This window comes from Aliibacillus thermotolerans, assembly GCF_027853235.1.
GTDB lineage: Bacteria > Bacillota > Bacilli > Bacillales > Marinococcaceae > Aliibacillus > Aliibacillus thermotolerans.
In genome coordinates this window covers 1-1,292 of the sequence record NZ_WKJG01000101.1, presented here as the reverse complement: position 1 = coordinate 1,292, position 1,292 = coordinate 1, and the positions used below count along the sequence as shown (strand labels likewise).

The 1,292-nt window shown below is 35.0% G+C and carries 2 protein-coding genes; both read left to right on the top strand.

The features are described from left to right. The coding region (locus tag GJS40_RS13900) for a hypothetical protein (RefSeq protein WP_270898457.1) at window positions 1-184 on the top strand (184 nt) is incomplete at its 5' end. Window positions 185-204: 20 nt separating this feature from the next. Next, window positions 205-741, top strand: coding sequence for an Ltp family lipoprotein (locus GJS40_RS13895; protein ID WP_270898456.1), 537 nt, complete (start codon window positions 205-207; stop codon window positions 739-741). The last annotated feature ends 551 nt before the right edge of the window (window positions 742-1,292 follow it).

Below are 1,292 nucleotides of genomic sequence, written 5' to 3'. Positions count from 1 at the left end.
GAAAGTAGCAAGCCTCCGCAAGCCACTTTCAGCGAAAAACCAAAAATATACAAAATCGAGAGGAGAAAAAAGACACATTTTTCTCCTCTCGATCTGTTTTTCAGGACTTATTAGACAGCCCCTTTTTATTGTTTTTGAACCAAAACAGGCTAAATATGGTATTATAGGACATGGAAATACTTAAAAAATAGGAGGACTTTTACCATGGAAAAACAGAAAAAACCTTTCTACAAAAAATGGTGGTTTTGGGTCATAGCCATCATCATTGTTGCTGCTGCAGCAATTGGCGGAGGCGAAGAGGGTAGCGATCAAGCGAAAAAAGATGAAGAAAAAACAACGACTGAAACTGTAACGGTTGAATCTGAAAATAAAAAGGAAACTACAGTTGAAGAAGAAACAACCGAAGAAAATACGGAAACTGAAGTAAAAGAAGAAGTTCCAAGAGAATATGAAGCGGCACTTAAAAAAGCGGAGTTATATGCCGAAACAATGTATATGTCAAAACAAGGAATATATGATCAATTAGTTTCTGAATACGGAGAAGGATTCCCGCCTGAAGCGGCCCAATATGCTATTGACAACCTTGAATGGGATTGGAAAGCGAATGCGTTAAAAAAAGCAGAGCAATACGCAGAAACGATGGATATGTCCAATCAAGCGATTTATGACCAATTGGTTTCTGAATACGGGGAAAAATTTACACCTGAGGAAGCTCAATACGCTATTGACAATTTGAAATAATAAGCAGAAGACTACTCGCTTTGAGTAGGCTGTTTTTGTAAAAAAGAAGGCGGAGTATGACTCCGACCTTTTTTTGCATAGATTTATGCACTGAAAATAATTTTGCACGAATTTTGCACATTTAAAAAATAACCATCGATTAAACGTTTATATGTCAATATTTTATAAGGTATAGTTCGACTCCCACCGTCTCCACCAATACATAGCTAGAGAATTCGAGCTTTATGCTTTATTTTATTTTAGGAAATTTTATACTTTATTTTTCGACTATACCAGCTTTAAAAATAGCTGTATTGTTAAAGAAAACATATAGAAACAATAGATTCGTATTATACTTTTTTATAAAAAGTTACAATTGGAAAACTGAGTATGCCAAATAACCCTTCTCCATTAGGGCAGAAAGGCAGAATTTATATTTTGTTATTACTCAACTTTCGCACACAGAAATATTTAAGCATTGCTTGATATAATTAGGCATAGTGGCCAACCATTTATTCATTTGATTTTTAAAGATGTCCATGTTCAAAGAAACCTCGGCTTCCGCCGAAGTT